Annotated in this window: 8 protein-coding genes and 1 pseudogene; 6 read left to right on the forward strand and 3 right to left on the reverse strand. The window is 68.4% G+C overall.

The annotated features are described in order from the left end of the window. The first annotated feature begins 14 nt into the window (after nt 1-14). Nucleotides 15-902: a DMT family transporter gene (locus CSC70_RS13290; protein ID WP_246189434.1), complete on the forward strand. Its 888-nt coding sequence runs from the start codon at nt 15-17 to the stop codon at nt 900-902. Here CSC70_RS13290 and CSC70_RS13295 read toward each other — a convergent pair whose 3' ends face one another. Next, on the reverse strand, nt 903-3605 hold the full coding sequence (locus CSC70_RS13295) for a serine/threonine-protein kinase (protein WP_162457132.1): 2703 nt from the start codon (nt 3603-3605) through the stop codon (nt 903-905). A gap of 92 nt (nt 3606-3697) precedes the next feature. On the opposite strand from CSC70_RS13295, the gene CSC70_RS13300 reads away from it, so the two are divergent. Next, nucleotides 3698-4600: a GGDEF domain-containing protein gene (locus tag CSC70_RS13300; protein WP_162457133.1), complete on the forward strand. Its 903-nt coding sequence runs from the start codon at nt 3698-3700 to the stop codon at nt 4598-4600. 20 nt (nt 4601-4620) lie between these two features. Here the strand turns inward: CSC70_RS13300 and ispG are convergent, their stop codons facing one another. Continuing rightward, entirely contained in the window at nt 4621-5880 is a 1260-nt protein-coding gene (ispG, locus tag CSC70_RS13305; RefSeq protein ID WP_162457134.1) for a flavodoxin-dependent (E)-4-hydroxy-3-methylbut-2-enyl-diphosphate synthase, read from the reverse strand. Between the two features lie 70 nt (nt 5881-5950). On the opposite strand from ispG, the gene xseA reads away from it, so the two are divergent. Continuing rightward, a complete protein-coding gene (gene xseA / locus CSC70_RS13310; RefSeq protein ID WP_162457135.1) occupies nt 5951-7282 on the forward strand; it encodes an exodeoxyribonuclease VII large subunit in 1332 nt (443 codons plus the stop codon). 81 nt (nt 7283-7363) lie between these two features. Next, a complete protein-coding gene (locus tag CSC70_RS13315) occupies nt 7364-9103 on the forward strand; it encodes a vWA domain-containing protein (protein ID WP_162457136.1) in 1740 nt (579 codons plus the stop codon). Between the two features lie 22 nt (nt 9104-9125). On the opposite strand, the gene CSC70_RS13320 is transcribed toward CSC70_RS13315, so the two are convergent. Continuing rightward, nucleotides 9126-12038 (reverse strand): EAL domain-containing protein, encoded by a 2913-nt coding sequence (locus tag CSC70_RS13320; protein ID WP_162457137.1) that lies wholly within the window; start codon nt 12036-12038, stop codon nt 9126-9128. Between the two features lie 303 nt (nt 12039-12341). Between CSC70_RS13320 and CSC70_RS13325 the strand changes: the two genes are divergently transcribed. Then, nucleotides 12342-12860: an RNA polymerase sigma factor gene (locus tag CSC70_RS13325; protein WP_425501587.1), complete on the forward strand. Its 519-nt coding sequence runs from the start codon at nt 12342-12344 to the stop codon at nt 12858-12860. Then, nucleotides 12857-13459 (forward strand): annotated as a pseudogene (locus CSC70_RS13330) (hypothetical protein); the annotation flags it as partial. The gene CSC70_RS13325 and the pseudogene CSC70_RS13330, both read left to right, overlap by 4 nt.

Genomic DNA, 13459 nt, shown 5'->3' on the forward strand with positions numbered 1-13459 from the left:
CGACGGCCACGCCGATGCGCGCGGCAGGCTTCATGCTGGCCAGCGCGGTCTCATTCGGCCTGATGGCGGTGGCGATCCGGCTGTCTTCGGCAACCATCGCCACGCCCGAGGTCGCGTTCTTCCGCAACGCCTTCGGCCTGCTCGCGCTGCTGCCGCTGGTCCTGCGCGTCGGCGAACCGTTGCCGCGCACGCGTCACCTCAAGCGCTACCTGCTGCGCACCGCGATCGGTTTCGCCTCGATGTTGTGCGGGTTCTGGGCAATCGGCCACCTGCCGCTGTCGCAGGCAGTGTCGCTGTCGTATTCGACTCCGCTGTTCGTCACCATCGCCGCCGTGCTGTGGCTGCACGAAAAGGTGCGCCTGCGCCGCTGGATGGCGGTGCTGGCCGGCTTCGTCGGCGTGCTGCTGATCCTGCGCCCCGGCACCGCGCAGTTCGACCCCGGTCTGCTGATCGCCCTGCTGGCGGCGCTGATCAGCGCGGTGGTCGCGATCCAGATCAAGGAACTGGCACGACTGGATCCGCCGGACACGGTGGTGTTCTACACCTACGTGTTCTGGGTGCCGATCTCGCTGCTGCCGGCGCTGTTCGTCTGGACCTGGCCGCAGGGCATCACCTGGCTGTGGCTGCTCGCCACCGGCGCCTTCGGCACCCTCGGCCAGTTGTTCTGGACCCGCGCGCTGCGGCTCGGCGAGATCTCCGCGCTGCAGCCGATCAGCTTCATGCAGCTACCGGTGGTGATGCTGATGGCGTGGTGGCTGTTCGACGAACGCATCGACCGCTGGACGCTGATTGGTTCGGCGGTGATCCTCGGCGCCAACGCCTACATTGCCCATCGCGAAGCGGTGCTGGCACGCCGTGCCGCCTCGACCGCCCCGACTGCGGGCGCCAAACCCGGCGAATGATCACCGCTTTCCGGGTCGGGCCTGCCTGCGATAGTTGTCGACGAAATCCCGATCCGGTTCGCTGAGCGTATCCGGGTCGGCAGCCAGCAGCGGAGCGACATATCGCCGGTACAACGCATCAGCCTCCGCATCCTGGCCGACAGTGCGGTAGGCATCGATCAGGTTCCAGGCGGCGTTGCGGGTTTCATGGTGCGTCTCTCCCAGCACGCTCCTGCGGACGTCGAGCAGTTCCCGATACACGGTGACGGCCTGCCGGTAGCGCCCCTGCTCCATCAGCGCCTCGGAACGGATGAACAGTGCGGCCTGCGCCTGCGGATGGCGCGGACCCAGCACCTTCATCGCCAGCGGCTGCAGGTCGGTCAACAGATTGAGCGACGCTTCGGCCTGGCCGTCGTTGAACAGGGTCGCGGCATGATTGACCAGGATCGACAAGGTGTCCGGATGGGTCGGTCCGAGCAACCGCGTGCGGGCCTCGATGACCTGGTCCTCCAGCCGCAACGCCGTCTTGAAATCATGCAGCCGTGCATGAGCCGTGGCCAGGTTGAGCCGGGTGCGTATGGTCTGCGGATGGTCGTAACCCAGCACGCGTTCGCGCGCTTCCAGCACCGCTTCAATCGCCGGCAAGGCCGCTTCGGCCTCGCCCGAATCGATCAGCATGGTGGACAGCGTGGCGCGCGCCTGCAATGTCACCGGGTGCTCGTCCCCCAGCTTTTCCTTGTAGATGTCGACCAGCTGCTGTTGCAGGGCGACAGCCTCGCGCTTCTCGCCGGCCATGATTCGCAGCACGGCAAGGTTGCCCATCGCCGACAGTGTCTCCTCGTGTTGCGCACCGAGCAATCGTGTGCGCAGCCGGACGACGGTTTCCATGTTGCGTCTGGCTGCGTCCAGTTCTCCCAGATTGCGCTGGATTGCCGCCAGGTTGTTCATCGCCAGCAGCGTGGTCGGATCGTTCTCGCCCACCGTCGACTGCAATCGCTGCAGGATCGCTTCGACCATCGTCCTGGCGCGCGCGCGGTCACCGCGCGCCGAAACCGTCTGCGCTTCTGCCAGTTCCAGCTGGACCCGCACCCGGTCGTTTTCCGGCAGGGTCCGCGCATGCGGCAGAGCCTGCTGCAGCACCGCTTCGGCCGCGTCGACATGCGCGGCTTCCAGCAGCGCCTCGACCTGCGCCTGACGCGCCTGCAGCGTGGACGGGGCAGCCTCACCCAGCGTCCGGCTCCGGTATTCGGCCGCCAGCGCCTGCTGCCCGGCCGCCTTGTCGTACAGGCCGATGGCCTTGTACACGCGCCCCAGCGACTCGCGCAGGGCAGCGGCGACATCAGGCTGATCGCCGAAATCCCGCCCGATCGCCGCCTCGGCGTTGGCCAGCAACTGGCGATCGACCAGTTCGCGGGCAGTATCCGCGGGACTGGTGTCGGCCAACAGGGCAGCAAAGGTTTTCGCGTCGGCCGGAGCCACCTGTGCGACCTGCGCCTGCAGGCTCTCGGCCAGACCCACGCCCATGGTCTCGATGTCGATGCCTTCCAGCATCGACTGCTGGAAGGACGCGACTTTTTCCAGCTCGTCCCGACGCATCTCGGCCAGCGCACGCTGCTCGTTCGCCTGCCGCAGCCCGTAAAGCGACACGGCCAGCCCACCCAGCAAGGCCAGCGTCACTATCGTCGTGACCGCCGCCGCCAGCCGGTGCCGGCCGACGAACTTGCGCCAGACGTAGGCGCGGCTGGCAGGCACCGCCTGCACCGGCCGACCCTGCAAGTGACGCTGCAGATCGTCCGACAGCGCGGCCACCGTGGCATAGCGCGCGGCAGGCTCGGCCCGGGTGGCCTTGTCCACGATCCAGTCGAGATCGTCCCGCAAGCGGCGACGCAGCTCGGTTGCGGACAATCCGCGCCGGGTCGCCAGCTCCGCCTGCTCCGCGGCCGGCAGCGCAGCCAGCCGTTCGCCGAGCCGTGGCGTGTGCTTCTCATCCGTAGCCGGCTCCGGTCGCACGCCGGCCAGCAATTCGCCCAGCACCACGCCCAGCGAATACACGTCGCTGCAGATGTCCACGCCGACGCTGCCTTCCCGCGCCTGCTCCGGACTCATGTACTCGGGCGTGCCGGCACGCTCGAATGCCACCGTGCCGTCACTCAGCGAAAGCGCCACGGCGATGCCGAAATCGATGATCTTCGGCAATGCCTGTCCGTCGATGGTATCCACCAGCAGGTTGCCCGGCTTCAGGTCGCGATGGATGACGCCCTTGCCATGCGCATGCCGGACACCCTCGCAAATACGCATGAACAGTTCGATGCGTTGCCGCAACGACAATTGCCGTTGGTCGCAGTAGGCGGTAACCGGGCTGCCGGCGATCAGTTCCATGACGAAGAACGGATAGCCGTCCTCGGTGGTGCCGGCGTCGTAGATCTGCGCAATGGCCGGATGGTGCATCTGCGCCAGCAACTGGCGCTCGACCTCGAACCAGGCGCGGTGGCGCGCATGCAGCTGTTGCGAACGCAACAGCTTCAGCGCCACTTCGCGGCGGACCGGCTCCAACTGGCTGGCGCGGTAGACCTCGCCCATCCCGCCCCGGCCGAGCAGAGCTTCGACCCGGTAGCGGCCCAGCCGAGCCCCGGGTGACAAATTGCCGTCCGCGGCAATGGGAGCATCCTGCAAACGCGTGACCAGACTCTCGGTCCGGTCCGGATCGTCCGAAGGCGACTGCATTCTGGTGCCGTTCCCCCTGTAGACTCGGCATGGTACCCGATGCTGGCACAGGGAAGCATCGCCATTACACTGCGGCTCTCGGCAATCTTTCCATGCGCATGTCCCACCACGATCCGTACACCACGCAGCGCACGATCTGCAGCGACGGCCCCGATGCGGCGCCTTCGCGCTCGGCCTGCGTAGTCGTCATTCGTGGCGAGGGACTGGGACGGCATGTGGACATCGACGATGGATCGGTCCTGATCGGACGGCTGCAGGAGGCCGACCTGCACATCCCGCACAACAGCGTCTCGCGCCGGCACTGCGAAATCTGGCGCGACGGCGACGCGTACTGGGTGCGCGACCTCGGCGCCACCAATCGCACCCGGCTCAACGACGTGCCGTTGCAGACGCCCGCGGCGCTGTTCGACGGCGACCACCTGACACTGGGCGACTGCGTGGTGAAGTTCCTCGGCCACGGCAGCGTGGAAACCGGCTACCACGACGAGATCTACCAGCTGGCCACCCACGATCCGCTGACCGAGATGTACAACCGCCGGCATTTCATCGAACTGACCGAGAAGGAAATCGCGCGCGCAATCCGCCACCAGCGCGCGCTGGCGATGTGCATCATCGACGTGGACCTGTTCAAGCCGGTCAACGACCGCCATGGCCACATCGCCGGCGACAGCGTGCTACGGCAGATCTCGCAACTGGTCCGCATGCACGTGCGCGGCGAGGATGCCGCCGCCCGCATCGGTGGCGAGGAATTCGCGGTACTGTTGCCCGAATGCGATGCCGGCGCGGCCTACGGTTTCGCCGAACGCCTGCGCGAAGCCATCGAGGTCACCGAATTCCGGCTGGACGAGCAACCGCATCGCATCACCGTCAGTGCGGGGATCGCCACCTTGACCGCCGAACGCGGCACCTGCAGTCGGATGATGGCCGCCGCCGACCAGGCCCTGTACCGGGCCAAGCACCAGGGCCGCAACCGGGTCTGCCTGCAACCGGACTGATTCTCGCGGCGACCGCCGGATCAGGCGCGCAGGTAGCGCGTTTCCACGTAGCGGTCGATCAGGGCGATGAATTCCTGCGCGATGTTCTCGCCACGCAGGGTCACGGTCTTTTCGCCATCGACGAATACCGGCGCGGCCGGCGCCTCGCCGGTGCCGGGCAGCGAGATACCGATGTTGGCGTGGCGCGATTCGCCCGGTCCGTTGACCACGCAGCCCATCACCGCCAGGGTCATGTTCTCCGCGCCCGGATGCAGCGCCTTCCACTCCGGCATCCGCGTGCGCACGTGGTTCTGCACCACCTTGGCCAGCTCCTGGAAGAACTCCGAGGTGGTACGCCCGCAACCCGGACAGGCGGTGACCATCGGGGTGAAGGCACGCAGCCCGGTAGTCTGCAGCAATTCCTGCGCCACGATCATTTCCTGCGTGCGCGACTGGCCGGGCTCCGGGGTCAGCGAGATACGGATGGTGTCGCCGATGCCTTCCTGCAGCAGCACCGCCAGCGCCGCACTGGAAGCGACGATGCCCTTGCTTCCGATGCCGGCCTCGGTCAGGCCCAGGTGCAGGGCGAAGTCGCTGCGCCGGGCCAGGTCGCGATACACCGCGATCAGCTCCTGCACGCCGCTGACCTTGCAGCTCAGCACGATCCGTTCGCGCGCCAGGCCCAGTTCCACCGCACGCTCGGCCGAATCCAGCGCCGAGCGGATCAGCGCCTCGCGCAGCACGTGCCCGGCATCCCACGGCTCGCTTCGCTGGGCGTTCTCGTCCATCAATCGTGCCGCCAGCGCCTGGTCCAGTGATCCCCAGTTGGCGCCGATCCGGACCGGCTTGTCGTAGCGGATAGCGAATTCGATCAGCTGGGCGAACTGGGTGTCCTTCTTCTTGCCGAAACCGACATTGCCGGGATTGATCCGGTACTTGGCCAACGCCTCGGCGCAAGCCGGCTCGCCTGCGAGCAACTGGTGGCCGTTGTAATGGAAGTCGCCGATCAGCGGCACCTCCACGCCCATCATCTCCAGCTTCTCGCGGATGCGCGGGATGGCCGCGGCCGACTCGGGGTTGTTGACCGTCAGCCGTACCAGTTCCGAACCGGCGCGCCACAACTCGGCCACCTGCTTGACGCTGGAAGCCACATCGGCGGTGTCGGTATTGGTCATCGACTGCACCACCACCGGCTGCCCGCCGCCCACGGCGACATTGCCGATCCTCACCTCGCGGGTGATTCGCCGCGGCGCCGGGCCGGCGTCGAGGGGCTGGAAACAGGGCGCGGCAATCTCGTTCATGGCGCACATTCTATCGCCCGTTCCCTCGCCCGCACGTGACCGTTCGCACCCGTGCGGGTACGGTATGCCGATGAGTTCCGCGCCCGAAGCCGACATCCTCAGCCCCAGCCAGTTGAACACGCTGGCGCGTAGCCTGCTGGAAGACGCCTTTCCGCTGGTGTGGGTGGAAGGCGAGCTCGGCCAGGTCACCCGCCCGGCGTCCGGCCACCTGTACTTCAACCTGAAGGACGCACGCGCACAGGTGCGCTGCGCGATGTTCAAGCCCAAGAGCAGCTGGCTGAAATTCCAGCCGCGCGAAGGCCTGCGCGTGCTGGCCCGCGGCCGCCTGACCCTGTACGAAGCGCGCGGCGACTACCAGCTGGTACTGGACCACCTGGAAGAAGCCGGCGAAGGCGCGTTGCGTCGCGCCTTCGAACTACTGAAGGCGAAACTGCAGGCCGAAGGCCTGTTCGACAGCGAACGCAAGCGCCCGCTGCCGGCCCATGTCCGCCGGCTGGCGGTGATCACCTCGCCGACCGGCGCGGCGGTACGCGACGTGCTCAGCGTGCTGCAGCGGCGCTTCCCGCTGCTGGAAGTCGACGTGCTGCCCAGCCTGGTGCAGGGCGATGCCGCCGCCGCACAAGTCACCGCCCAATTGCGTGCCGCGGCCGCCAGCGGACGCTACGATGCGATCCTGCTGGCGCGCGGCGGCGGCTCGCTGGAAGACCTGTGGGCCTTCAACGACGAAACGCTGGCGCGCGCCATCGCCGCCTCGCCGGTGCCGGTAGTGTCGGCCATCGGCCACGAAACCGACTTCAGCCTGGCCGACTTCGCCGCCGATCTGCGCGCGCCGACGCCTTCGGCCGCCGCCGAACTGCTGGTGCCGGACCGCCACGACCTGGCCCAACGCCTGCAGGTACTGCAACAGCGGATTTTCCGTGCGCAGACGCACCGGCTGGCCGCCGCCCTGCAACGCGGCGACCGCGCTTGGCTGCGGCTGCAGGCCCTTCATCCTCAGGCTCGGCTGCAGAATCTGCGGCAGCGCCAGCAGGAAGCCGGACGCCGGCTCGAGGCCTTATGGCTGCGCCAGCAGGAACAACGGCTGGCACGCCTGCGTCATGCCGCCGCGATACTGCGCGCGGCCCAGTCGGACCGACGACTGGCCGTACTGCGCGAGCGCCTGCAGGCGCTGGGCGCACGGCCGCAGGCCGCCATCGCCCGCCGCCTGCAACATGACGCGCTGCAACTGCGCGGACTGGCGCGCTCGCTGGAAGCGGTCAGTCCGCTGGCCACGGTGGCGCGCGGCTACAGCATCCTGCGCAAGCCCGACGGCTCGGTCGTGCGCTCGGTGTCCCAGGTTGATGCCGGCGAACGCCTGCAGGCGCGGCTGCAGGACGGTGAGTTGAAGCTCCGGGTCGAGTGACGCGGCGCCGACCTGCATTCGTCCAACCCCGTTTCCCCGACCGATGCGTTCAACCTCCCGACTACCACGGGAGAACCCGCCATGCATCGCCACACGCTCCGTTTGACCCTGCTGACCCTCGCCATCCTCGCCGGCTGCAGTTCCGACCCCACCGGTCGCCAGACCACGGCCGGGAACCAGATGTCTCCGGGTGACGAGTACGCCGAAGCCGCCCCGCCCGCCCCACCGTCGCAGCTGATGGAAGTCGCCGCCCCCTCGCTGGATTCGGTCGTGGTCAGCGGCGCACGCTTGCAGCGCTCTGCAGAAGCGGCTCCCGCCAAATCGCTGTCGGCGCCGATCGCCGCCGGCTACGCCGTCGACATGGCGCCGCCACCGGCCAATACCGAGAACTACGCCTCGCGCGACGACAATCCGGTGCATCGCACCAGCGAACAGCCGGTATCGACCTTCTCCGTCGATGTCGACACCGGCAGCTACAGCAACGTCCGCCGCATGCTGCATGAAGGCCTGCGGCCGCCGGCCGACGCGGTGCGCGCCGAGGAGTTCATCAACTACTTCGACTACGGCCACCCGGCGCCAACCAGCCGCGACGTCCCGTTCCGCGTCAGCACCGAACTGGCGCCGGCACCGTGGAATGCCGACCGCCAGTTGCTGATGATCGGCATCAAGGGCTACGACGTGCCCAAGGCCAGCCTGCCGCCGTCCAACCTGGTGTTCCTGCTGGACACCTCCGGGTCGATGGAATCGCCAGACAAGCTGCCGCTGCTGAAGCAGGCCTTCGCCCAGCTGGTGCCGCAGCTGCGTGCGCAGGACCGGGTCTCGATCGTCGTCTACGCGGGTTCGGCCGGACTGGTGCTGCCGCCGACCCCGGGCGACCGCCACGACGAGATCCTGGCCGCGCTGGAGCGCCTGCAGGCCGGTGGCAACACCAATGGCGGCGACGGCATCCGCCTGGCCTACGCGATTGCGCGGCAATCCTTCGTCAAGGACGGAGTAAACCGGGTGATCCTGGCCACCGACGGTGATTTCAACGTCGGCACCGTCAGCCGCGAGGCGCTGGAAACCTTGGTCGGTGACCAGCGCAAGTCCGGCATCGCCCTGACCACGCTCGGGTTCGGGCAAGGCAACTACAACGACGCCATGGCCGAACGCCTGGCCGATGTCGGCGACGGCAACCACGCCTACATCGACAGCGTGCGCGAGGCGCGCAAGGTCATGGCGGAGGAGATGCAGTCGACCCTGCTGACCATCGCCCGCGACGTGAAGATCCAGATCGAGTTCAATCCGGCGGCGGTGGCCGAATACCGGTTGATCGGCTACGAAAACCGCCTACTGAACCGCGAGGACTTCGCCAACGACAAGGTCGACGCCGGCGACATCGGCGCCGGGCACGAAGTGACCGCACTGTACGAACTGACCCCGGTCGGTTCGGCCGCCACCCGCCTGCCGCCGCTGCGCTACGGCAGCGATGCCGCGCCCGCCGGCAAGGCCGAGGAACTGGCCCATCTGCGCCTGCGCTACAAGCTGCCCGGTGCCGATGCCAGCCGGCTGATCGAAACCCCGGTGATGCGCGCATCGCTGAATCGCAATCCCGGCCCGTCGCTGCGCTATGCCGCCGCGGTGGCCGCCTGGGCCGACCTGCTGCGCGGCGGCACCCATGTCGACGGCTGGAGCTGGGACGACGTGGCCCGCGTCGCCGAGGAAACACGGGGACGCGATCCGCACGGCCTGCGCGGCGAATTCGTCAACCTGGTCCGGCAGTCGCAGCGGATCGTCGGCGCGGCGCCGGCCACCCCGGACATCGCCGCCGAATACGACTGAATCGCGGCGATGCCGGACGCGGTCAGGACAGCGGCAAGGTCACGCTCTCCATTTCCGCGCTGGGCTCGCCGAACAGGTAGCCCTGGCCCAGATGGCAGCCCTGCTCCAGCAGGGCCAGCCGCTGGGCCTGGGTTTCCACGCCTTCGGCGATGGTGTCGATGCCGAGCGTGCCGGCCAGCGCCAGGATCGCGCGCACCAGCGCCAGGCTCTCCGGCCGGCGGTCGTCGCCGATGCTGGACACGAAGCTGCGGTCGATCTTCAGCACCGAGATCGGGAACCGGTGCAGGTAGGACAGGGCCGAGAAACCGGTACCGAAATCGTCCAGCTGGGCGAGGATCCCGTGCTGGCGCAGCAAGTGCAGGATCCGCAACGTGCGCGGCGCATCGTCGAGCAGGGCGACTTCGGTGATCTCCAGCCGCAGCCGCGACGGGTCGGCGCCGTGGGTATCGAACATCGCCAGCAAGCGGTCGGCGAAATCCGGCGAACGGAAATGCCGCGGCGAGACGTTGACCGACACGTACTGGCGGCCGCCGCGCGCGATCCGCGCGACCACCTGCTCGTACAGCAGCCAGTCGACCTGTTCGATCAGCCCGCTGTCCTCGCCCAGTTCGATGAATTCGGTCGGCACCAGCAGGCCGCGACGCTCGTGCCGCCAGCGCAGCAGCGCTTCGTAGCCGATCACCTCGCCGTCGGCCAGGCGCACGATCGGCTGGTAGTACGGCAGGAAATCCTGGTTGTTGATCGCGCGCCGCAGATCGGCCTCCAGGTCCAGGCTCTGCAGCGCCGCCTCGCGCATCGCCTCGTCGAACACCACAAAGCGGTTGCGGCCCAGCGCCTTGGCCCGGTACATCGCCGCATCGGCGTCGCGCAGCAGCTCTTCGCCGTTGGCGTAGCGCGGGTGCCAGACCGCGATGCCGATGCTGGCGGCGGGGAACAGTTCGCGCCCGGCCACCCACATCGGCCGGCCCAGCGACGTCAGGATCCGTTGCGCTACCGCGCGCGCCGCATCCTCGCCTTCCGGCGATTCGACCAGCACCGCGAATTCGTCGCCGCCCAGCCGCGCCACCATGTCGCCGCTCTTCACCGTACCGGTCAGCCGGTGCGATACCTCGCTCAGCAACTCGTCGCCGGCGACGTGTCCGATGCTGTCGTTGACCAGCTTGAAACGGTCAAGGTCGAGGAACAGCACGGCGAAACCCGTGCCGTCCAGTTCGCGCGCGCGGGCAATGGCGTCGGCCAGTCCGTCCAGCAACCGCACCCGGTTCGGCAGACCGGTCAGCGCGTCATGGGTCGCCTGGCGGGTCAGGCGCTGTTCGGCGCGCATTCGCTCGCCGATCTGCGCCAGCAGGTTGGCGTTGGCGTCGGCCAGTTCGTGGGTGCGCTCCTCGACTCTCCGCTCCAGTTCGGCGTGGGCCGCGCGCAGGTTTTCCTGCGCACGCTGGCGGGTCAGGCCGGTGCCGATGTGGTTGGCGACGAAGGTCAGCAGGTTCTGGTCGTGCGGGGTGAAGATGACTTCGGGCGAATAGCTCTGCACCGCCACCACGCCGACCACCTCTTCGTCGCGGTACAGCGGCACGCCGAGCCAGCTGTGCGAACGCGCACCCATCTCGATGAGCTCGCCGCGGCTGGCCAGTTCGTCCAGCCCGGCGCGATCGACCAGCAGCGGCCGGCCGCTGTCGATGATGTATTCGGTCAGGCCCTTGGCGCGCTTGCGCATCGGCGGCGGTTCGGAGCGTTCGTCGATCGAGTACGGGAACTCGATGGTTTCGCCGTCGTCGGACACTAGCGCGATGTAGAAGTTGCGCGCGTAGATCAGGTCGTCGACCACCGCATGCACGTCGGCGTAGAAGCGATCCAGGCTCTCCGAGGTGATCGCCAGGTCGGCGATCCGGAACAACGCCCGTTGCAGTTTTTCGGCACGCTTGCGCTCCAGGATCTCCGCCTGCAGTTCGCGGTTGGCGCGTTGCAGCTCCTGGGTGCGCGCCTCGATCCGGCGCTCCAGGTCGACGTGCGCGCGTTTGCGGTCGAGCGCGGTCAGGATGTGCTGGGCCACGTATTCCAGCAACGCGCGGTCCTCGTCGGCGTAGCAGCCGAAGCGGTCGTAGCTCTGCACCACGATCGCGCCGCAGACGCCGTCCTCGCGCCGCATCGGCACGCCCATCCAGTCCATGCTGTCCGGGCCGTGGTTGCTGTCGCGGATCACCCCCAGCCGCTGTCGCAGTTGCGCCGACGGCCCGCGCACCGGCTGCCCGTGCCGCAACAGGGCGAAGGTCATGCTGTTGGGCATTTCCGCCTCGGTGAACTCCTCCTCCGGATCGGCGACGTAGGTGTCCTTTTCGTCGGCGAAATACAGGAAACGCACCGACCTGCGCTGTTCATCGTAGGACACGATGTAGCAGTTTTCGGCGAACATCAGCGAATTGATCACCACATGCACGCGGCGCAGCATTTCGCCCATCTCGAGATCGGCGCTGGCCAGGTCGGCGATCTCGTACAGCGCCTGCTGCAGGCGCTTGGATTTCTCCAGCAGCACGATCCGCGCCTGCGCGCGGGCGGCGTCCAGGGTGGCCACCACCAGCGCGCGGGCCAGCATCTGCCACGAGCGCTTTTCCGCCTCGCCCAGCGGCGTCGGGCACCACGCCACTGCCGACATGCGCGCATTGCCCTCGTTGTTGTTCCAGGCCATGCCGAGGAAGCCGTCGCGCTCGTCGGAGTCGAATTCGGGCTCGGACAGCGCGTGTTCGGCCTGCTTGCGCAGTCCGGGCGGCCCGCCGGCACTGGCCGCGCTGCCGGCGCCCAGCGCCCAGTCGCGCCACGCCACCGCCACCGCGGAACGCGCCGGCAGCAGGTTGCACAAGGCCTGCACGATGCGGTCGACCGGGGTTGTCGCCGATGCGACTTCGTCTCCTGTCCGGGTTACCGGCAAACCGGGCATACGGCTCTCTGCTGTGGGAGTGGAATGATGCCTCCGTGCGCGAAGCCTGGCTTGCCGGCATCCTGGCTGGCCGCGCAATGCGGCGAATGGACCCGACTCGACCCCGGTCCTCGCCTCTGGACGTTATCAGGTTCCATGCAATCTGCCACGGCTCGCATCGCAATTCCCGGACTTTCTTCGGAAAACGCGACCGGATTCCGCTCCCGGCCAGCGCCGGCGGCCGCATCCGGCTTTGCGCGGGCGCGTGCAGGGCTTACGCTGGTAGCGGTGAACGAGCTTGCGGACCCCACGGACGAGTCGCTGATGCTGGCCTACGCCGCCGGCGACGTGGCCGCGTTCGAGCAACTGTACGCGCGTCACCGCAACCGCCTGTACCGCTTCCTGCTGCGCCAGTTGCGCGACGGCGCGCTGGCCGACGAGCTGTTCCAGGACATCTGGCAGAAGGTGATCGCCGCGCGTGAAAGCTGGAAGCCCGAGGCCGCCTTCGGCACCTGGCTGTTCCGGATCGCCCACAACCGGCTGACCGACCATTGGCGCGCGCTGAAGCATCGCCCGCCGGCGCCGGAAAACGCCGACGAGCGCGTGGCCCGGGTGCCGGATCCGGATACCCCGGAACGGCAGTTGTCCGAATTCGAGCAGCGCCGCCGGCTGCAGCTGGCGCTGGCCGAATTGCCCGAGGAGCAGCGCGAAGTGGTCGTGCTGCGGCTGGAGCAGGAACTGACCCTGGAAGAGATCGGCGAGATTACCGGCGTCGGCCGGGAAACCGTCAAGTCGCGGCTGCGTTATGCGATGGACAAGCTGCGAGCGAGGTTGAACGAATGAACCGCAGACCCGATGCGTCGCTGGACACCGAAGAGCGCGAACTGGCCGGCCTGCTGGGTCGGGCCGGTCCGCATGGCGAACCTTCGCCGGCGCTGGATGCCCGCATCCTGGCCGCCGCGCACGAAGCGGTCGCCGGCAGCGCGCCCGCGCGTCGTCGCCCGCGCTGGCCGTGGGCACTGGGCGTGGCCGCCTCGATGCTGCTGGCGGTCGGAATCGTCTGGCAGCAACGGCCGCAGTTGCAGGCCCCGATGGCCGCCAGCGAGGCCGATCGCATGGCCGGCGCGGCCGCTCCCGCCGACAGTTCGGAGACGCCGATGTTCGTGCCCAGCCCGGCCGAAGAGGCGGAGATGGCTCCGGCAGATGCGGCGTCGCAGGACGCAGCCCCGCCGGCCAGCCCTGCTCCACTCGCCGAGGTGGCCGCCAGCGATGCACCGGCGGCGCCGGTCAAGATGTTGGCCCCGCCGGTGCAAGAAGCAGTCGAGGCACGGCCAGCCGATACCCCAGCCGATTCCTATTCCCCGCCACCCGCCGCTGCAGCACGCTCCGCACCCAAGGCCGCGCCGGCCTACGCCCCTGGCTCTTATTCACATTTCCGCGCC

The organism is Pseudoxanthomonas kalamensis DSM 18571 (genome assembly GCF_010211745.1).
Classification (GTDB): Bacteria; Pseudomonadota; Gammaproteobacteria; order Xanthomonadales; family Xanthomonadaceae; genus Pseudoxanthomonas_A; species Pseudoxanthomonas_A kalamensis.

Coding starts and splice junctions, on each gene's coding strand:
- CSC70_RS13290 (WP_246189434.1), top strand. CDS start 15: ATGCGCGCGGCAGGCTTCATGCTGGCCAGCGCGGTCTCATTCGGCCTG.
- CSC70_RS13295 (WP_162457132.1), bottom strand. CDS start 3,605: ATGCAGTCGCCTTCGGACGATCCGGACCGGACCGAGAGTCTGGTCACG.
- CSC70_RS13300 (WP_162457133.1), top strand. CDS start 3,698: ATGCGCATGTCCCACCACGATCCGTACACCACGCAGCGCACGATCTGC.
- ispG (WP_162457134.1), bottom strand. CDS start 5,880: ATGAACGAGATTGCCGCGCCCTGTTTCCAGCCCCTCGACGCCGGCCCG.
- xseA (WP_162457135.1), top strand. CDS start 5,951: ATGAGTTCCGCGCCCGAAGCCGACATCCTCAGCCCCAGCCAGTTGAAC.
- CSC70_RS13315 (WP_162457136.1), top strand. CDS start 7,364: ATGCATCGCCACACGCTCCGTTTGACCCTGCTGACCCTCGCCATCCTC.
- CSC70_RS13320 (WP_162457137.1), bottom strand. CDS start 12,038: ATGCCCGGTTTGCCGGTAACCCGGACAGGAGACGAAGTCGCATCGGCG.
- CSC70_RS13325 (WP_425501587.1), top strand. CDS start 12,342: ATGCTGGCCTACGCCGCCGGCGACGTGGCCGCGTTCGAGCAACTGTAC.